This is a genomic window from Paraoerskovia sediminicola (assembly GCF_030296575.1).
GTDB classification, from domain to species: Bacteria; Actinomycetota; Actinomycetes; order Actinomycetales; family Cellulomonadaceae; genus Paraoerskovia; species Paraoerskovia sediminicola.
In genome coordinates this window covers 1,100,195-1,119,697 of sequence record NZ_AP027729.1, presented here as the reverse complement: position 1 = coordinate 1,119,697, position 19,503 = coordinate 1,100,195, and the positions used below count along the sequence as shown (strand labels likewise).

12 protein-coding genes and 3 pseudogenes are annotated in these 19,503 nt (G+C 72.9%); 4 read left to right on the top strand and 11 right to left on the bottom strand.

Going from position 1 to position 19,503, the window contains the following annotated elements:
* Positions 1–62: 62 nt before the first annotated feature.
* From QUE47_RS05300 to QUE47_RS05275, 6 genes and pseudogenes are all read right to left on the bottom strand, one after another.
* Complete coding sequence (locus QUE47_RS05300) at positions 63–1,271, bottom strand: glycosyl hydrolase family 18 protein (RefSeq protein ID WP_434019755.1); 1,209 nt, start codon at positions 1,269–1,271, stop codon at positions 63–65.
* Positions 1,154–1,972 (bottom strand): annotated as a pseudogene (locus QUE47_RS05295) (glycoside hydrolase family 18 protein); the annotation flags it as partial. The gene QUE47_RS05300 and the pseudogene QUE47_RS05295, both read right to left, overlap by 118 nt.
* Before the next feature lie 122 nt (positions 1,973–2,094).
* A complete protein-coding gene (locus QUE47_RS05290; RefSeq protein ID WP_286218875.1) occupies positions 2,095–3,834 on the bottom strand; it encodes a chitinase C-terminal domain-containing protein in 1,740 nt (579 codons plus the stop codon).
* Positions 3,831–4,739, bottom strand: coding sequence for a glycosyl hydrolase family 18 protein (locus QUE47_RS05285; RefSeq protein WP_286218874.1), 909 nt, complete (start codon positions 4,737–4,739; stop codon positions 3,831–3,833). Before QUE47_RS05285 ends, QUE47_RS05290 begins: the two co-directional genes overlap by 4 nt.
* 161 nt (positions 4,740–4,900) lie before the next feature.
* A complete protein-coding gene (locus tag QUE47_RS05280; protein WP_286219400.1) occupies positions 4,901–5,302 on the bottom strand; it encodes a helix-turn-helix domain-containing protein in 402 nt (133 codons plus the stop codon).
* Positions 5,303–7,089: 1,787 nt separating this feature from the next.
* Positions 7,090–7,581, bottom strand: a pseudogene (locus QUE47_RS05275) (hypothetical protein); the annotation flags it as partial.
* 196 nt (positions 7,582–7,777) lie between these two features.
* Here QUE47_RS05275 and QUE47_RS05270 point away from each other — a divergent pair.
* The gene (locus QUE47_RS05270) at positions 7,778–9,172 is read left to right on the top strand and encodes a hypothetical protein (RefSeq protein ID WP_286218873.1); all 1,395 of its coding nucleotides are present in this window, start codon (positions 7,778–7,780) and stop codon (positions 9,170–9,172) included.
* Positions 9,173–9,181: 9 nt separating this feature from the next.
* Here the strand turns inward: QUE47_RS05270 and QUE47_RS05265 are convergent, their stop codons facing one another.
* Positions 9,182–10,708, bottom strand: coding sequence for a catalase (locus QUE47_RS05265; protein WP_286218872.1), 1,527 nt, complete (start codon positions 10,706–10,708; stop codon positions 9,182–9,184).
* A gap of 193 nt (positions 10,709–10,901) precedes the next feature.
* On the opposite strand from QUE47_RS05265, the gene phoA reads away from it, so the two are divergent.
* Positions 10,902–12,617: an alkaline phosphatase gene (gene phoA, locus QUE47_RS05260; RefSeq protein WP_286218871.1), complete on the top strand. Its 1,716-nt coding sequence runs from the start codon at positions 10,902–10,904 to the stop codon at positions 12,615–12,617.
* Between the two features lie 88 nt (positions 12,618–12,705).
* On the opposite strand, the gene QUE47_RS05255 is transcribed toward phoA, so the two are convergent.
* Entirely contained in the window at positions 12,706–13,392 is a 687-nt protein-coding gene (locus QUE47_RS05255; protein ID WP_286218870.1) for an HAD family hydrolase, read from the bottom strand.
* Positions 13,389–14,393: a TIGR03557 family F420-dependent LLM class oxidoreductase gene (locus QUE47_RS05250; protein ID WP_286218869.1), complete on the bottom strand. Its 1,005-nt coding sequence runs from the start codon at positions 14,391–14,393 to the stop codon at positions 13,389–13,391. The genes QUE47_RS05255 and QUE47_RS05250 overlap by 4 nt, the downstream gene beginning before the upstream one ends.
* A 96-nt stretch (positions 14,394–14,489) precedes the next feature.
* On the opposite strand from QUE47_RS05250, the gene QUE47_RS05245 reads away from it, so the two are divergent.
* Together QUE47_RS05245 and QUE47_RS05240 are read left to right on the top strand one after the other, a co-directional pair.
* Complete coding sequence (locus QUE47_RS05245; protein WP_286218868.1) at positions 14,490–15,164, top strand: DnaJ family domain-containing protein; 675 nt, start codon at positions 14,490–14,492, stop codon at positions 15,162–15,164.
* Between the two features lie 106 nt (positions 15,165–15,270).
* Positions 15,271–17,085 (top strand): HNH endonuclease signature motif containing protein, encoded by a 1,815-nt coding sequence (locus tag QUE47_RS05240; RefSeq protein ID WP_286218867.1) that lies wholly within the window; start codon positions 15,271–15,273, stop codon positions 17,083–17,085.
* A gap of 377 nt (positions 17,086–17,462) precedes the next feature.
* Here QUE47_RS05240 and QUE47_RS05235 read toward each other — a convergent pair.
* Together QUE47_RS05235 and QUE47_RS05225 are read right to left on the bottom strand one after the other, a co-directional pair.
* Positions 17,463–18,991, bottom strand: a pseudogene (locus tag QUE47_RS05235) (MFS transporter).
* Positions 18,984–19,487, bottom strand: coding sequence for a MarR family winged helix-turn-helix transcriptional regulator (locus tag QUE47_RS05225; RefSeq protein WP_286218864.1), 504 nt, complete (start codon positions 19,485–19,487; stop codon positions 18,984–18,986). The pseudogene QUE47_RS05235 and the gene QUE47_RS05225 overlap by 8 nt, the downstream one beginning before the upstream one ends.
* Between the last annotated feature and the right edge of the window lie 16 nt (positions 19,488–19,503).

The window sequence follows — 19,503 nt, the reverse complement described above, 5'->3', positions numbered from 1 at the left end:
CGGACCGTGGTCCGGGGAGGCGACCCACCTCTCGGTGCTACCTGTGCTGCTCGCTGCTCAGATCAGCAGCTCGCGGCCACCTTCCACGGGCCGCCGTCCTTCACGGCCGGGGTGTCGCCCTGGGTCCACCACTTGGCCTCCCAGACCTGACCGCCGTACGACGCACGGTCGCCGCCGGTGTAGACCTTCGTGGCCGACCACGCGGCGCACGTGCCCGGGTCGGTCGGGGTCGTCGGCGTGGGCGTGGGCGTGGGCGTCGAGCCGTCGCACGCACCCTGGCTGACCCAGACGTTCGCGCTGCCCGGGGTCTCGCCCTGGGTCCACCACGCGGCGCGGTACTTGGTCCCCTGGTGGCTGACGATGTCGCCGCCCACGTAGACCTTGCTCTGCGACCAGGCCGCCGCGCAGGTGCTGGGCGGGTCGGTCGGCGTCGGGGTCGGGGTGGGCGTCGGTGTCGGGGTGGGAGTGCCCGTCGGGGTCGGCGTGCTGGTCGGCGTCGGCGTCGGCGTCGGGCCACCGGGGACGCCGCCGCTGACCGGGCCGGAGGCGCCCGAGCCCAGCGTGTTCATCAGCGTGTGGATGAGCTCGCCGTCCCGGTTGCCGGACAGCTCCCACCACATCGCCCCGCCGAGGCCGGCGGACCGGATGTAGTCGGCCTTGGCAGCGATCGACTTCGGGTCGTCGAAGGTCCACCACTGGTTGCCGTCGTAGCGCCAGGACGCCACGGCGGTCGGGTCGTAGTAGCCGGTGCCGAGGTTCTTCAGCTTGTCGTAGTCCTCGTTGCCGGATTCCCAGGTGCCGGGAGCCGCGCCGATCGCGCTACCCCAGGCCGCGGAGTCCGAGACGCCCTTCCAGCCGCGCCCGTACATGGCGAGCCCGACCCCGAGCTGGGCCGGGTCGATGCCCGCGTCGGTGTACTCCTTGACCGCCCGCTCGACGCTGTAGCGCTTGGCGTCCGGTCGCGGCGACTTCGGGTCGTCGTACAGGTTGCCCTGGTGGCCGGTCCTGGTGCCGTCCCACGCCCCCTCGAAGTCGTAGCCCTGGACGTTCCCGAAGTCGAGGTTCTCGAAGTTCCGGGGTCGTTCCAGCCGCCCACCTCGATGTCGGCCGGGTTGGCCGGGAGGAACGCGGTCAGCAGGTAGTCCTTGCCGGTCTGGGCGCCGTACGCGTCGAGCTGCGTGCGGAACTCCTCGATCAGGAGCCGGAAGTTCTCCTTGTCGTTCACCTCGTCGACGTAGTTGCCGGCGAGCCCGTTGTTCGAGCCGGGCCACTCCCAGTCGAGGTCGAAGCCGTCGAACACCCCTGCGGCTGCGCCCGGGCCGCCGCGCCCGTCGATCTTGGGCAGGTCGCCCTTGATGAACATGTCGATGCAGGACGACACGAGCTTCTCGCGGGAGGCGTCCGTCGCCGCCGCGCGGGAGAAGTTCTTGGACCAGGTCCAGCCACCGAGGGACAGCAGGGTCCGCAGCTGCGGGTGCTTGGCCTTGAGCTGCTTGAGCTGGTTGAAGCTCCCGGCGAGCGGCTGGTCCCACGCGTCAGCCTTGCCCGAGACGGACGCCGCGGCGCTGTAGCTCTTTCCGTAGTCCGCGTAGGCGTCGCCGGCGCCGTCCGACCCGTTGGGGCCGTCCTGCTGCGCCTTGTTGGCCTCGAAGCAGGTCAGGTTCTGGTGGTGGATGTTCCCGAACGCGTAGTTGATGTGCGTCAGCTTCGACGCCTCGCCCGACGTGTCGATGTCCTTGACCTGGAAGTTGCGGCCGTAGACGCCCCACTGCGCGAAGTACGCGACGTTGCGGAAGCCGTTGATGGCGCTGTCGCCGGTCTGCTCGGCCGCCGAGGCGCTCGTCGCGGCGAAGCCCGCCCCGACGAGGCCCGTCCCGGCCACGGCGATCGCGGCGATCGCCGCGGTGAGGCGGCGACGAAGCCCGCCCGGTCGTGCGGAGGGCTCTGTCCTGCCCTGTCGTGTCTGTGTCATCGGATCGCTCTCTACTCGTCGACGGGCGTCGTCGCCCGCCGTGCTGGTGCTGGTCCGGTACTGCTGGTCGTGCTCCCGGGCGGCGGCGGTAGGTCCGCCGCCCGGGTGCGGTTCCGCTGCCCTCAGCAGCTCCCCGCGTCGGCCCACGCGCCCCAGGTGTTGGCCGCCGACGGCGTGTCCCCCTGGGTCCAGTAGCGGGCCGTCCAGTTGTGCCCGGCGTACGACACCTTCGCCGCGCCGTTGTAGGCCGTGCTCGCGGACCAGGCGGGTGCGGTGCACTCGCCCGTGCCACCGGAGCCGCCGGAACCGCCACCGGTCCCGTCGCCGCCGGAGCCGCCGTCCGACCCGGATCCCGGCTCGACGACCGTGACGCCACGCGGCTGGTCGTACGTCGTGGCGTACTCGACGCCGCCGATCGTGACGATCACGTTCGAGAACTGCGCTGCCGGGAGCGTCCACTTGAGCTGGTTCGTGATCGACCCGCCGGCGGGGATGCCGCCGGTCGGGACCGTGAACTCGGCCGTGTGGAAGTTGGCCCCGAGCCCGCCGACGTTGGGGCCGGTGCGGCCCTTCGTCGTCGTGGTGCCGAACCCGCTCCAGTCGCTCATGTCACCGAGGTCCGAGGTCCCGTACTGGAACGAGACGGTCGAGCCGGCCGGGACCGCCGTGGAGCCGTTGTTCGTGAAGACGACCTTCGGGCTGATGGGGTAGTTGTTGTCGCCCAGCGCGAACTCGGTGTAGTCGATGTCGAGGTCGATGGCCTGCGTCGGCATCGGGCGGTCCGCCTCTGCCTTCGTCGCCCCGTACTTGCTCGAACCGCTGAAGGTCGAGTGCATGAGGTCGACCATGTCGGAGCCCATCTCGTACTGGCCCTTGGCGTCGTCGAACCCGTAGTCGCCCGCGAGCTCCCAGATCATCAGGCCACCGAGCCCGGTGTCGACGACGTAGTCGGCCTTGTCGCCGATGGCCACGGTCGTGTCGCCCGAGAGGAACGTCCTGGTCTCCGGGTTCCACCACCACTCGTTCTTGGTCACCGGGTCGAAGTGGTGGTCGTAGGTGCCCTCGATGGTCGTCGGGACGCCGTAGGACGCGGTGTAGTCGCCGACGATCCCGTTCTGGAGGTTGAGCAGGTGCCAGATCGGGTTGGACCCCGCCGGGACCTCGTTGCCGGCGACGTCGAGGTCGTGCCACAGGTTGTCGATGCCCTCGGCGCCGTAGCCGCACTTGCCGCTCGTGCCCGGGGCGCAGGCGAACCCGGCGGGCGCGGGGGCGGTGCCGCCCATGCCGTAGGTGCCGCCCTGCACGTCCTGGAAGCCGCGGCTGTAGAAGCCGACGCCCAGGTTGATCCGGCCGGCCTGCATGGCGCCGCGGAAGTAGTGCGCCGCCCAGTCACCGTTGAGGTACCCGACGCCCTTGTACGCGCCGTAGACACCCGCGGCTGCGAGCTCGGGGTCCTTGCCGTCGTCGAACAGCGGTGAGTTGCCGCCGACGTACTTGTTCCACGCCCCGTGCAGGTCGTAGGACATGAGGTTTACGTAGTCGAGGTACTGGACGACCTGGTAGGCCTCCATCCCGCGCAGCAGCCAGCCCGACGACGGCGCGGCCGTCGTGAGCACGTAGTACTGGCCGTCCTCGACCGAGGCCTCGTCCAGCTTCTCGCGCAGCGTGCGCATGAGGTCGACGTACCCGTCGAAGAGCGTCGCCCGGCGCGCGTCGGAGAACGCGAAGTCGTCCGGGTTGCCGGCCTGGTTGTTCGACGTCGGGTACTCGTAGTCGATGTCGATGCCGTCGAAGCCGTACTCGCGGATCATGTCGACCACCGAGTCGGAGAAGACGTCGATCTTCGCCTGCGACTCCGTCATCGTGTAGAAGCCGCCGTCCGCGACGCGGTTGCCGTCGGCGTCGAAGTGCCCCCGGTCTCGGCCCAGCCGCCGACGGCGGGGATCACCTTGACCCCCGGGTTCTCCTTCTTGTACTTCGCGAGCAGGTTGAAGTGGCCCGTGTAGTCGAGCGACGGGTCCATCTCGGCGCCCGCGACGCCCGGCCACGTCATGTCGGTCGCGGCGTTGCCCGGGGCGTCGGCGTTGACCGAGACCTTGCTGTCGGGGCCGACGTGCGCGAACGCGTAGTTGATGTGCGAGAGCTTGTCCCAGGGGATGTCGCTCGCGAGGTAGCGGGGCTGGTCGTTCGCGCCCGTGCGCCAGCTCGTGAAGTAACCGATCACGCGGCGGTCGAGGTCGTTCGGCAGGATCTCCCGGCCGTCGCCGTCATAGACGTCGCAGTAGGGGATGTCGAGCCCCGGGGTGGCCGCGAGACCGTCGGGGCGGCACTTCTCGTCCGGGTTGGTCGAGCCGGGGGTGCCGGTCGGCTCGGGGTCGGGCGTGGGGTCCGGGGTCGGGTCGGGTGTCGGGTCCGGCGTGGGATCGGGTGTCGGGTCAGGCGTCGGGTCGGGGTCCGGTGTCGTGCCGCACGGACCCTGCGCCGTCCACGGCCCCCACTGGGTCGCGCCGGGCTTCTCGCCCTTCGTCCACCAGGACGCCTTCCAGTTCTGGCCGTCGGACGACGCGACGTCGCCCCCGACGTAGGTCGCCCCCGTGGACCACGGGTCCGCGCAGGGAGTGGGTGCTGCCGCCGCCGTACCGGCGACGGTAGTGGGAGCTGCTGCCGCCGGACCGGCGACGAGCGCCCCGGCACCGATCAGCGCGATCAGGGGGAGCGCGGCCGTGAGGGCTCTCCCGGCTCGGATCGTCCTGTGGATCGAAAGCATGTCCAGCCTCTCGGTCGGCCGGCGGCCCTCGTTGGCTGCCGGTCGGTCGAGACTATGAACGGGGTCCTCCCGAAACATCAGGGATCACCACAAGATTCACCTTCCGTCCAATCCGGGAACATAAGCAGTCCCACGTACGTGGGGCCCCGGACGCCCGGCGCTCACGCATCCGTCGTCGCCTGGCTGTCGGCGCGGTCCACCAGGAGCGCCAGCTCGACGCGGGACCTCACGCCGAGCTTGCGGAACACTCGCCCGACGTGGACCTCGACCGTCCGTACCGACACGAACAGCTCCTCGGCGACGTGCCGGTTCGACAGGCCCGCCGCGACCAGTCGCGTGACCTCGCGCTCGCGCTCGGTGAGCTCGGCCCACCACCCCGGTCCGGTGCCCCCGGGAGCCTCGCGGCCGTCGTCCGGCACCTCGCAGACGTGCGCCGACGCTGGACCATGAGCGACGTCGCCGCCGTCGGCGGGGACAGGGTGCACGGAGGAGCCGGGGCGCGCGGACGCGCGGAGCGCGCGGACGACCTCCGTCCAGGCCCACGCGCCGGACTCCTCGAACATGTCCTCGGCGGCCAGGAGGTGCGGCTCCACGTCCTCGGGCGGCCTGCCGTCCCGCAGGAGCACCCGGGTCGCGACGAGCGACGTCCGCGCCCGCTCGTACGGGGAGCCGGACCGTTCCGCGGCGAGCGTCGCCTCGTCCACCCGGCGGTCGATGTCGGCCGGGTCGGCGACGACCAGGAGCCGTCGCGTCCTGGCCGAGTCGCTCGGCGCGAAGCCGGGTCCGCCAGGGTGGTCTGCGGTACGCCGCGCGGCGCGGCGAGCGGAGTCGGTGTGCCCGGCCAGCATCCACTCCTCGGCGGCGTCGAGACCGGGGACGAGAGACCACGGGTCCGGGCGCGAGCCGGGGAGCCGTGCGCCTGGTGCTCGACGACGTCGGCGAGCGTCGCGGCCGCCAGGTGCTCACCGGCGAGCGACGCGACGAGGGCCCGGGTCGTGCGGTCGCCGCGGGACGGCTGCGCCGCGGTCCGGGTGAGCGCCTCGGCGACCGGGCCGATCGCGGAGCCTCGGGCGCCCTGGAGCACGGCGAGCCGACGAGCCAGCGGGAGGGCCACGCCGTCGAGGGGCAGCTCGACGGGCAGGGTCCACGCCGCCGCCTCGAGCTCCGACGCCGCGTCGTCGACCCGGCCCGCGACGGCGAGCCGCAGCGCCCGGGCCACCGCGGCGTGCGCGGCGACCAGCGGGGCATCGGGGGATCGACCGGGGTCGTGGACGCCGAGGCCGGCCTCGGCCCTGTCGGCACCCTCGGCCCCGCGCGCTGTACTCACGGACGTGCTCACGGACGTGCGCACGGACGTGCTCACGGACGCGCGCACGGCGGCGTCCAGAGCACGGGCGGACTCGCGGACCCTGTCGAGGCCGGGGACGTCGGCGGGCCAACGGTCCAGGTCGGTCTCGGCGCCGCTGAGCGAGGCCACCAGGTCGGGGCCGGCCCCAGGGTTCTCACCGGTCAGCCCGGAGAGCTGGGCAGCGATCGTGACGGTGCGGCGCGCCCGGGGCCTGTCCGGGTCGGCCGCGTGGCTCTCGGCCTCGACGGCGACCGCGAGCGCCGCCTCGGCCTGGCCGTGCGCCAGGAGCTCGTCGGCGCGGTCGAGCAGCGGGGGGACCAGGGACTCGTTGCCGGCGAGCGAGCACAGCGCGCGGTGCCATGCCCCGAGCAGGAGCTCGTGGCGCGCCTCGTGGACGCGGGCGAGCGCGTCGTGCGCGGCGCTGCGGGACGCGATGCTCGCCTCGGCGTGGGCGAGGCTCCGCAGCCGCGGGTCGGTGACCCGGAACCGCCCGGCGGTCAGGTGCAGGTGCGCGCTCAGTGGGCCGTCGAGCAGGTCGTCCATCGTCAGCGAGGTCGCCTCGAGCAGCACGTCCGTCCGGTCGACCGTCGCGACCGACGCGACGAGCAGCACCGTGCGGTCGGCGGGCCGCAGCCGCTCCCACGCGCCGGCCACCACGGTCCTGACCGCGGCGACGGCGGGCAGAGGGTCGGGGAGCCTGCGGCGGCCGCTCAGCGCGGCGGGTCCCAGCGCGGTGGCGGTGTCGATCACGCAGGCGAGGTTCCCGCGCAGCGCCTCGGCCAGGCCGGCTGCGACGCGGGGGGCGACGCAGGGCAGGCTCGCCCCGGCGACGAGCTGCAGGACGTCGGGCCCGTCGAGGGGCGGGAGCGGGCGCACCTCGACCCCGTGCCCGGCCCGGTCCAGCGCCGCGCGGTCCCGTGCCGTGCCGAGCAGGGCGACGTGCTCGCGCGCCTGGCCGAGCGCTTCGAGGACGATGCGCAGGCTCAGCGGGTCGGCGTGGTCGAGGTCGTCGGCGACAACCACGAGCGGCCGCTGGAGGCGGCCCACGTACCCGGCGAGCGCCGATGCGAGCGCATCGGTCGGGGCCGCGGCCGTGGGGTCGGCGGTCGAGCCGCCGTCGGTCGTCCCGGTCTCGGGCGTGCCGGGCGCACCGGACGGGTTGGCGACGGGTGGGTTCGCGAGGGGCGTCGGGATCGTCCGTAGGACGAGGGGTGCGGCGCGACCCGTGGCGGCGGCTACGGCCTCGACGAGCCCGGAGAGGCCGGACCCCGGCGGAGGGCCGCCGGGCCGCTCCTGCGCCAGGTGCCAGCGCACGAGGACCGTCTCCTGGGGCCACCGGTCGGAGCGTCGGGAGCGGATCGCGTCGACGACGTCGTCGAGGTGCGTGGACCGACCGGACCCGCGTTCGCCGGTCCACACCAGCGTGCCGTGTCCTCGTTCCACGACCGCGAGGGCGTGGGCGGTCTCGGCCGTCCTGCTCGGGAGCTGTGCCATGCCGCTCCTCGCCGTCGGGGATAGTTCGCGGCCCTACCTTATGACCGGGCCCGCTTCCCGGCACCATGCCGCCGCTAGGGTGAGCGCCGTGACCGACCCGGGGCGAGCGAGCGCGCGAGCGCGAGGGCCCGTGCGTGCGCGCGGGCACGGCCAGGGGCCGGGATCGGGCCCTGGCCGCCGGTCGGTCCCGCGGTGGGTGCGCCTCGCCACCGGGCCCATCGGCGTCTGGCTCGCGTTCGTCGTCGTCCACGCCTACCTGCTGCATGCCGTCTCGCTCTTCCCGGGTCAGCTCGACGGCGACGTCGACCTCTACCGGTCCTGGGCGGCGTCCGGCCTCGTCGACGGGGTCTGGCCCGTCCTCGACACGGACTGGGTCTATCCCGTGGGTGCGCTCGCACCGATCACGCTCCCGGGGCTCGTGTCCCTCGACCCCGAGGCGTACCGGGCCCTGTTCCAGGTGATGGTCGTCGCGCTCGACGGGCTCGGGGTCGCGGCGCTGCTCGCCGCGGGTCGCCGCTCGGGCGCCCGCACCACCGGTGCCTGGTGGTGGCTCGCGTTCCTCGCCGCGCTCGGCCCCGTCACGCTCACCCGCCTCGACGGGGTCGCGGCGGCGCTGACCGTGGTCGCGCTCGCGGTCCTCGTCCCCTCGGCGAGCGGTGGCGCGGCGCCGCCGCAGGTGCCGCGGGTGTCGGACGGCGTCCGCACCGTGTGGACCACGACCCTCGCCACGGCCGCGGCGTGGGTCAAGATCGCGCCGGGCGCCGTCGTCGTCCCCCTGGCCCTCACGTCGCCGCGGCCCTGGCGGCGGGTGGTCCTGCCGGGGGCGCTCGTGTCGGCGATCCTGGTCGGGGGCGCGCTCGTCGGCGGGGCGGGGTCGCGGGTGTGGGGGTTCCTGGGCCAGCAGGACGACCGGGCGCTGCAGGTCGAGGCCGGTCCCGCGACCCCGTTCTCCGTCGCCAGGCTCTGGCGCGACGACATCGAGGTGGTCTTCGACGCGCCGCTCAAGGTCCTCGAGATCACCGGACCAGGGACGCAGTGGTGGGCCGGGGCCATGAACGTGTTCCTCGTCGCCGCGGTCGCCCTCGTCACCGCCGCCACGTGGCTCGCCGCCCGGCGCCTGCGCGGGCAGAGCGCGCCCGAGCCCGAGCCCGTGGCCGAGCACCGCGACGACCGGGTGCTGCACCTGGTGCTCCTGTCGACGCTGGCGCTGACCCTGTGCCTGTTCGCGTTCAACAAGGTCGGGTCGCCGCAGTACGTCGCCTGGTTCGCGCCGCCGGTCGCGGTCGCGCTCGCGGCCTTCGCCGGGCCGCGGTCGAAGGGCGGACGGGACGGGCGCTCGCCCCGGCGCTCCGAGGTCTGGCCGTGGCTGGGCGCCGCGCTGCTCGTCGTCGCCCTGCTGACGCAGCGGCTGTTCCCCGACCACTACGACGACTTCCTGACGGCCGTGCCGCTCGACGTCTGGCTCGCCGCCGTCCGCAACGTGCTCGTGCTGGCGCTCGCGGTCGGCGTCACCGTGCTCGTCGCGACCACGGGCCGGCGAGCCCGCTCCCGCCCGGCCCGCGGGGACGGCGCCCGCGCGACGGGGGCGTGACCGGGCCGGTCAGGCCTTCTTCTGCGCGGACCGCCGCGCATCGTTGCCCTGAGCGTCGGCCTTCGGGTCCATGAGATCTGCCTTCTCGTGCACGCCGCTCTCGACGGCGGCGCCCAGGTCCGCATCCACCGATCGCCAGTAGGCGAACGCCCGCTCCAGGACCGGGTCGCTCACCCCGTTCAGCAGGTGCCCGACGATGTTGTCGACGAGGCGCCCACGTGCCGCGTCGTCCATCACCTCACGGACCAGCGTGCCGGCCTGGACGAAGTCGTCGTCCTCGGCGTGGGCGGTGTACGCGGACCGGACCATCTCGCCGTCCGACTCCCACCCGCGCTCCGCCGGGAGCGCGGCGCCGTCGGCGTACGCGCCACCCGCGGAGTTGGGGGTGTACACGGGGTCGCCGGGGTTGTGGTGGCGGCCGGCGCCGTCCTTCAGGTACGAGCGGACCTCGACGTGCGGGCGGTTCACCGGGATCTCCGGGTAGTTGATGCCGAGACGCGCCCGGTGGGCGTCGGCGTACGAGAACATGCGGCCGAGCAGCATCTTGTCCGGGCTGATACCGATGCCGGGGACGAGGTTGGACGGCGCGAACGCGGCCTCCTCGATCTCGGTGAAGTAGTTGCTCGGGTTGCGGTCGAGCGTCATGCGACCGACCTCGATCAGCGGATAGTCGGCGTGCGGCCACACCTTCGTGAGGTCGAACGGGTTGAAGCGGTAGTCCTTGGCGTCGGCGTAGGGCATGACCTGGACGTGCAGGGTCCAGCTGGGGTGCTCGCCCGAGGCGACGTGCTCCCACAGGTCACGGATGTGGTAGTCCGTGTCGATCGCGGTCATCTGGTCGCCCTCGTGCTGCGTGAAGTGCTCGACGCCCTGGTCGGTGTGGAAGTGGTACTTGACCCAGAACCGTTCGCCCGCCGCGTTGACCCACTGGTACGTGTGGCTCGAGTAGCCGTTCATGTGACGCCACGACCGCGGGATGCCCCGGTCGCCCATCAGCCAGGTCACCTGGTGCGCCGACTCGGGGGAGAGCGTCCAGAAGTCCCACTGCATGTCGTGGTCGCGCAGGTTGTTGTCGGCGCGGCGCTTCTGCGACCTGATGAAGTTCTGGAACTTCATGGGGTCGCGGATGAAGAAGACCGGCGTGTTGTTGCCGACCATGTCGTAGTTGCCCTCGTCGGTGTAGAAGCGCAGGGCGAACCCGCGCGGGTCGCGCCAGGTGTCGGGGCTGCCGAGCTCGCCCGCCACCGTCGAGAAGCGCGCGAGCATCTTCGTCTCGGCGCCGGGCTGGAAGAGCCCCGCCTTCGTGTACGCGCTGACGTCACCGGTCACCTCGAACCGGCCGAACGCACCGCCGCCCTTGGCGTGCGGCTGGCGCTCCGGGATCTTCTCCCGGTTGAACCCGGCCATCTGCTCGATGAGGTAGTGGTCGTGGAGGACGATCGGCCCGTCGGTGCCGACGGTCAGGGAGTGCTCGTCGCTCGCGGCGGGTGCGCCGTTCGTCGCGGTGGTGCGGTCGTCCGTGGGCCTGTCGCTCATGATGCTCCTCGCGCGTCGTGGGGATACGGCTCCTTCGCACGGTAGGAGCGTGGGTCGGAGCTCGCTCGCCCAGCGTGACCGTCATGCGGCCGTCCCCTGCGCCTCACCCGCACGACACCTGGAAGCCACCGGGGTGCGGTCGACTGCGGACTGCGACGGACGTCGCGACCACACACGATCGAAGGAGATTCCTGTGCGACGCAGTGCACAGCGCATCGCTCTCTCGTCCGCCCTCGTCGGCACCCTCGTGCTCGGCGCCGCAGGGGCGTACGCCGTCGGGGCGGACCTCAGCGTCAACGGTGGCGCCCGACAGCTCGCCGGCGACCAGTCCAAGGAGGTCCGTGCCGCGATCGACGCGGGCCGCGCGAAGAACGTGATCCTGCTCGTCGGCGACGGCATGGGCGACTCGGAGATCACGATCGCTCGCAACTACGCCGAGGGTGCCGCGGGCCGGTTCGACGGGCTCGACGCGCTGCCCCTGACGGGCCAGTACACGACGTACGCGCTCGACCGGGAGACCGGGCTCCCCGACTACGTCACCGACTCCGCGGCGTCCGGCACCGGGTGGGCCACCGGGACCAAGACCTACAACGGCGCGATCTCCGTCGACCTCGAGGGCGCCCCGCAGCGCACGCTGCTGCAGATCGCGAAGGCGAACGGCCTGCGCACCGGAGACGTCTCGACCGCTGAGATCCAGGACGCGACGCCGGCCGTGCAGGTCGCGCACGTCTCGCACCGCAAGTGCTACACGCCGTCGTCGTCCGCCTGCGCCGACACGGACCTGCTGCGCAACGGCGGGCTGGGCTCGATCACGGAGCAGCTGCTCGACACCCGCCCCGACGTCACGCTCGGTGGCGGCCTCGAGTACTTCGACGACGTCGCCCAGGCCGGTCAGTGGAAGGGCAAGACGCTGCTGGAGCAGGCCGAGGCGCGGTGGTACGACGTCGTGACGACGGCCGCGGACCTCGACGCCGTGACGTTCGCGCACCAGAAGCAGCCGCTGCTCGGGCTCTTCTCCGCGGGCAACATGCCCACCGTCTGGGACGGGCCGCTCGCCACCAAGGCCGGCGGCGCCGAGCCCGCCGTGACCTGCGACGAGAACCCCGACCACACGGCCGACGTCCCGACCCTCGAGGCCATGACGTCCAAGGCGATCTCGCTGCTCGACGACCCGTCGTCGAAGAAGGGCTTCTTCCTCCAGGTCGAGGGCGCGAGCATCGACAAGCAGGACCACGCCGCCAACCCGTGCGCGCAGATCGGTGAGACCGTCGACTTCGACGCGTCGGTGAAGGCCGCCCTCGACTTCGCGGAGGCGGACGGCAACACGCTCGTCATCGCGACGGCCGACCACGCGCACTCCAGCCAGATCGTCTACCCGGGCTCCACGACGCCGGGCCTGACGCGCACGCTCACCACGGTCGACGGCGCCCCGATGACGATCGCCTACGGCACCGCCGAGGAGGGCGGCTCGCAGGCGCACACCGGGTCCCAGGTGCGGATCGCCGCCTACGGGCCGCGGGCAGCGAACGTCGTCGGGCTCACCGACCAGACCGACGTGTTCTTCACCGTCAACGACGCGCTGAACCTCGACACGGACGCCCCCGCTGCGGGCGCGCCCGTGATCCGGTCGGTGAACCTCAGCGACGGGGCCAGCGTGCGCGGCAAGCAGAAGATCGTCGTGAAGCTCGACTCCGAGCCCAAGTACACGTACATCGAGCTCAACCAGGGCGGGGTCTGGAAGACCGACAACACGAAGGCGGCGGGCAGCACGAACGCCGGCACCAAGCCGGTGCTGGCGCTCGACACCCGGGACTACCCGAACGGGGACTATACGGTGAAGATCGTGTCCGTCGGGATCGACGGCCGGTCGACGTCGAAGAACCTCGACCTGACGATCGCCAACCGCTGACGCGAGCGGTCCGACGTACGACGAGGGCCGTGCCCCGCGTGGGGTACGGCCCTCGTCGTGCGTCCCCGCCGGGCGACGGGCGCGCCGGTCAGGTCCCGGTGGTCCACGCCCGCGCGAGCACGCTCTCGTCGAGGTGCGCCAGCAGGTCGGCGACGTCGTCGTAGACCTCGACCGCACCGGCGTCACGCAGCTCCGCCTCGCCGACGCCGCCGCTGAGGACGGCGACGCACGGGATGCCGGCACGGGCTGCGGCGAGCGCGTCCCACACGGAGTCCCCGACGAACACGGCGTCCTCGGGGCCCACGCCGGCCGCCTCGAGCGCGACGTGGACGAGGTCGGGCTCGGGCTTGGAGACCTCGACGTCGGCGGACGACGTGACGGCGTGCAGCTCCTCGTCGACGCCCAGCACCCCGCGCAGGTGCTCGAGCGAGTCCGGCGACGCCGAGGTCGCGAGGACGGGGCGCGCGCCCCTGTGGCGGACGGCACGGACGAGGTCGGCCGCGCCGTCGAACGCGCGGAGCAGGTCGAAGGACTCCTCGGCGCGCCGCGAGTGGGCGTCGAGGACCCGCTCGGTCGTGTCGTCGTCGAGCCGGAGGCCGCGGGCCCGGGTGACCCGCTCCACGAGCTGCGGACCGGCCTGGCCGAGTGACCGGTGCACCGTCCAGGCGTCGACCTCGATCGACTCGTCCCGGAAGGCCCGCACCCACGCCATGACCTGGAGGTAGTTGGAGTCGACGAGCGTGCCGTCGACGTCGAGCAGGACGGCGCCCGTCACGAGGCGCTCCGCTCGCCCGGGGCGGCCGATCGTAGGGCGTCGAGCAGCGGGCCGGCGGCGGTGTCGAGGAACTCCTGCTGCTTCTCGTCCCCGATCTGGACGAGGGCGACGTCGGTGAACCCGGCCTCCCAGTAGGCGGAGACGGCCTCCACGATCGCGTCGAGATCGGGGCCGCACGGGATCGCGGCCGCGACGTCGTCAGGCGTCACGAACCCGGTGGCCGACTCGAACGCCTCCGTGGTGGGGAGGTTGGCGTTGACCGGCCAGCCCAGCCCGAACCAGCGGAACTGCTCGTGGGCCCGCTGCACCGCGGCCTCACGGTCGGTGTCCCAGGAGATCGGGATCTGGCCGATCGCGCGGGACGGGGCGAGCCCCGCCGTCCTGCGCTCGTCGTGCCACGCCGAGACCAGCGCCTCGTCGGGCTCGACGGCGACGAGGTGGTCCGCCAGGCCGGCGAACCGGGCGACGGACGTCGGGCCGGAGACAGCGACAGCGAGGTCGACGCCGTCGGCCGGCCGGTCCCATAGCCGCGCCGAGTCGACCCGGTAGTGGCCGAGGTCGAGAGTGACGGGGCCGTCGTCCGACAGGAGGGCACGGATGACCTCGATCGCCTCGGCGAGCATGTCGTGGCGTTCCCCGACGGCGGGCCAGCGCTCACCGACGACGTGCTCGTTGAGGTTCTCGCCCGAGCCCAGGCCCAGGGTGAAGCGGCCGTCCGACAGCAGTCCGAGCGTCGCCGCCTTCTGCGCGACCACCGCCGGGTGGTAGCGCATCGTCGGGCACGTCACGTAGGTCATCAGCTCGACGTGCTTCGTCGCGTGGGCGACGGCGCCGAGCACGGACCAGGCGTACGGGGCGTGACCCTGCGAGGTGAGCCAGGGGAAGTAATGGTCGCTGGACACCTCGAAGTCGAACCCGACGTCCTCCGCGCTCGTCGCGTAGCGCACGAGCTCCTTCGGGCCCGACTGCTCGGTCATGAGGGTGTAGCCGAAGCGCGTCATGAGGCGATCCTGGAGCCGGTCGGGCGGGCTCGCACGCGGTCGGGCGGCGTGCCCGCCGACGTTGCGTGCTCACCTGCGGCGGACGAGGCTGGAACGGTGACGAAGGACGACGCCGCACGCCGGGCGGCGCAGTACCGCGCCCAGACGGCCGACCGCTCGTCCGGCGTGCCCTACGACCCGGACGACGCCGAGCGGCAGATCGCGGACTTCGAGCAGGCGGAGCGCGACAAGGCCGCGGAGGCGCGCAGGGCGCGCGACCGCGTCATGACGCGCCACCTGTGGGTCGAGCGGCAGATCCAGGCGGCGATGGAGCGCGGCGAGTTCGACGACCTCCCGCTGGCCGGCAAGCCGATCCCCGGTCTCGACAGCCACGACCCCGACTGGTGGGTCAAGAAGCTCGTCGAGCGCGAGCAGATCTCCGGCGTCGCGCCCGAGGCGATCCAGCTGCGCAAGGACGACGCCGCGCTCGACGAGGCGTTGGACGAGCTGCTCACGGCGCAGGACGTCCGCGCGGCGGTCGAGGAGTTCGACGTCCGGGTCGTCGCGGCCCGCCGTCAGCTCACGGGCGGTCCGCCGGTCGTGACGCCCACGCGGGACCCGGACGTCGAGGTCGAGCGGTGGCTCGAACGGCGGCAGGCGCGGTCGCTGGCGCGGCGTGCCGCTGGTTCGGGCGGCGCGGGCTCGACTGGCACGGGCGGGAGCGGTCGGGCCGGGGGCTCCGGCCGCTCGGTTGAACGGGACGGACCTCGTCGATGGTGGCGCCGGCGCTGACCCCGCCGCGCGCTCCGGACGGGTTGCTCCCGGTGTCGACCTCGCACCTTGCAGTGAGGTGTGGAGGGCACCGCGGGATGTCGGTGGCTCGACTTAGTGTGTACATATGTTCGAAGCCAGCCACCCGCAGCGCATCCGGCCGCTCGGCGCCGGCGGCTGCGCGCTCGGCTCGATCGACCTGTTCGAGCCCGTGGCCGGCTCGGCAGTGGAGTCGAGGTTCGCGGAGGCCGTCGAGGACTGGCTGCGCGGACTCGGACCGGTCGGCACGTCACCGAGGCGCGCCGTGCGCCGCGGTGACGGCTCCGGTCCCACCGGCGCACCCGCCCCGGAGCCTGGTCCTGCTCTCATCGAGGGAGCGGCTCCCGGTCCTGGCCTGTGCCGTGCGCTGGCGGACGTCGACGCGTCAGGCCTCGACGACGAGGCGCTCATCGAGGCGCTCGCCGCCTGGGAGAGGGTTCGCGCCTGGGCTACCGCGAGCCAGGCCGTGGTCGTGCGCGAGCTCCTCTCGCGGCGCGCGGGGTCGCGGGACCTAGAGTTCGTCGACGACGAGATCTCCGCACGGCTGTGCACCACGCGGGCTGCGGCCTCCCGCACGACCGAGCTCGCCGTCGGCCTGGGCCAGCATCCGGCGGTCGCCCAGGCCCTGATCGCTGGGCGCATCGACGAGCGGCGCGCGAGAGTCCTGCTCGACGCGGCACCCACGGCCTCGCCCTCACGGCGCGCGGCACTGATCGCCTCGCTCGTGGACGATGCATCGCGCATGACCGCTCCGCGACTACGTGACGCCGCCCGCAAGGCCGAGATCCAGCTCGACCCTGAGGCTGCTGAGCGACGACGGTCCGGGGAGCGTCGGCGCCGGTGCGTGACCTTCGAGCCGTGCCCGGACGCGATGGCTCGCCTGACTGCCTACCTGCCTGCGGAGCAGGCGCGCGGCATCTGGAACACGCTCGACGATGCCGCGCGAGCTCAGGCCGGCGACGATCAGCGGTCCATGGACGAGCGCAGGTCCGATGCCCTCGCGGATCTGTGCAGCCGCGGTTCCGCGTGGGGCCCCGGCCCGGTGCGCGGTTCCGACTCGGCGTCGGGAGCCAGCCCTGCGTTCGGCTTCGGTTCGGTGTCGGTCCCCGGGCCGCCTCCGGGGCTCGGCGCAGGCCAGACGCCGGGGGATCGTGGCCAGGGCCAGGGCCAGGGCCAGGGCCAGGGCCAGGGCCAGGGCCAGGGCCAGGGCCAGGGCCAGGGCCAGGGCCGGATCGACGGTCGACGTCTCGTGCTGGTCACGGTCGCCGCCTCGACGTTGCTCGGACTCGACGAGCGACCGGGCTACCTCGCCGGGTACGGGCCGGTGCCTGCGGACGTGGCCCGCGAGATCGCGGGCGACGCCACCTGGCGTCGACTGCTCACCGATCCGGAGAGCGGGGCCCTGCGTGACGTCGGGACCACCGCATATCGGCCGTCCGCAGCCCTGCGAGCCGCGGTCGAGGCCCGTGATGCGACCTGCACGTTCCCGGGCTGCCGGGTGCTCGCCTCGCGCTCGGACCTCGATCACATCGAACCTTTCCCGGTGTCGCCGGGTCGACGCGCCGGCCGGACCCCTCGCACGGAGGGTGAGCGCGGATCGAGACCGCCGACCAGAGCCGACAACCTCCAAGCCCTGTGTCGTCACCACCATCGACTCAAGACACATGGTCGGTGGACGGTCGAACGCGACCCCTCCACGGCCGTCACGACGTGGACGAGCCCGACGGGTGGCACCTACGAGCGCCCACCCGAGGTGCTCGGTGCGATCATCCCGTCTGGGTCTGGGTCTGGGTCTGGGTCTGGGTCTGGGTCTGGGTCTGGGTCTGGGTCTGGGTCTGGGTCTGGGTCTGCGGGTCGATCATGCGTTGCCCTCGGTGGCGTGCTCGGGGATCCGCCCTTCTGACACCGTCGCGACCGTTCGCGTCGGAGCGTGCCCGTGCCCGTGCCCGTGCCCGTGCCCGTGCCCGGGCCCGCGCCCACGTCCACGCCCACGGTTCGAGGTTCTGCGCGGCCGCAACCATGTCGCTCTCCGGGCCTGAGTAGCCGTACCGGAGGGCTGTGCTGCTGCCGTGCCGGCGGCCGTCGGGTCTGCGCGAGCTCAAGACCTCGCCTTCGCCCGCCCGAGGCCGGTCCTGCCTATTGAGGCGCTCTCTGAGGCGCTCCGCTGACGCGCGTCCCGCTGCGTGTCGTGCTCTGCTACTGCGTGCACCTTGACCTGCACCTTGACCTGCACCCTGACCTGCGCTCGACCTGCGCTCCGGCCGGCACCTCGACCTGCGCCTAGCGCACAGTCTCGTGCGGCTCGAGCTCCTCGATGCCCTCGACCACCTCGTCGCGCGAGGCGTTGACCCCCGGGTGCCGTGCCTGGGCGCGACGGCGCGCGAGCCGCGCGGAGACCACGGCGTGCGAGATGAGCCCCAGGGCGACGGCGGCGCACGCGAGCCCGCTCACCAGGAACGTCATGTCGATGCCCCGCCCCGTGGGCAGCAGGTCGGTGCCCATGTGGGTCGCGAGGACGGCCCCGGCGACGGCGGAGCCGAGCGATCCGCCGACGGTGCGCAGCACCTGGTTGAAGCTCACCGCGCTCCCGAGCTCCTGCGCCGCGACGCCGCGGGCGATGAGGCCTGGCATCGCCGCGTAGGTGGTGCCGATGCCGACGCCGAAGAAGAAGGTCCCCACGAGGAGCTCCCACAGCTCGTCGTGCGCGCCGAGCAGCATGAGGTTGGCGACCGTCACGAACACCGCACCGATGGGCAGCAGCAGCGTGAACGGGACGCGGCGCACGAGCACCTTGGCGAGCCGGCTCGACGTCTGGCTCCCGAGCGACAGCGGCAGCATGACGAACCCTGCCCAGAAGAGCGGCAGCCCGACGCCGTAGGTCGTCTCGGTGGGCGCCTGGGCGATGAGGCTGATCACGGACAGCCCGATGTACATCGACGCGCCGAGGCTGAGCGCGGTCACGTTCGCGAGCAGCACGTCGGACTTGCGGAGCAGGTCCAGCCGGATCAACGGGTGCGCGGTGCTGGTCTCGCGCACCACCCACAGGGCGAGGACGACGACGGCGCCGACGATGGTCGCGATCGTGCTCACCGACGTCCACCCCCAGTTGGGGCCCTCGCTGATCCCGAGGAGCAGAGCGGCGAGCCCTACGCCGAGCAGCACCGCGCCGACAGTGTCGAACGGGACCCGCAGTCCCTGCTCGTCCGGCCCGCGAGGCACGACGACGAGCACGACCACCATCGCGGAGATCACGAACAGCCCTGCGAACCAGAACGCGTACCGGTAGTCGAGGGTCGCCGCGATGATGCCGGTCAGCGGGTAGCCGATCCCGATCCCCGTCGCGACGGTGATCGACAGCGACGAGATCGCGCCCTGCACCTTGGCGGGGGCGCGTACCGGCGGGCGAGGGTGATCGCCATGGGCGTGATCGCGAACGACAGGCCCTGGAGGGCGCGCCCTACGAGGATCCACGCGAAGGACTGCGCGGTCGCAGCGATCACGGAACCCGCGAGGATCACCGCGAGCGTCGCCAGCAGGATCCCTCGCTTGTGCGGGCCGTCGCTGAGCCGACCGAGCACCGGCGTCGCGATGGCGCCGACCAGCAGGTTCACGGTCAGCGTCCACTGCGCCGTGCTGACGGGCACGGCGAACTCGGCCCCGATCGTCGGGACGAGCAGCAGCCCGAGCGAGCTGACGATCGCCGCGGACAGCGCCGCGTAGACGAGCCCGGGGACGAACCCGCGCCCTACCTGCGGTGCTCCCTGCGGTGACGTGTCGGACGCCGTCTCTACGGCCCGGCGCTCAGACATCCGTGACCTCGTCGGTCAGCTTGTGGAGCACGGGCAGGACGGCGGCCAGCGCCGCCCGGTCCTGGTCGTCGAGCCGCTCGGCCACCGCGGAGGCGAGCCAGCCGTGCGTCGCGCGCCGGTCCTCCGCGACGGCGTCGCGGCCGGCGTCGGTGATGGTCAGGGTGAGGCGGCGGCGGTCGTGCGGGTCGCGGGTGCGTTCGACCAGGCCGTCCGCGACGAGGTCCGCGACGATCGCGGCCATCGACTGCGGGGTGATCTGCTCGGAGGCGGCGAGGCTCGCGGAGGTCGCTCCGCCGTCGGGCACGGCCTCGAGCCGCACCAGGGCGCGTGACTTGCCGAGGGGGAGTGTCTTCTCGTGGATCAGCCGGCGCCAGATGGGGGCGAGGGCGCCCCGCAGCTCGAACGCGAGCGTCCCGACGTCGGGCGCTCCGTCGGGTCGGGTGGCCGCGGGCGTGGCGGCAGAGGTGGTCGTGGCGGGACTGGTGGAAGCGGGCATGCGACCCACTATACAG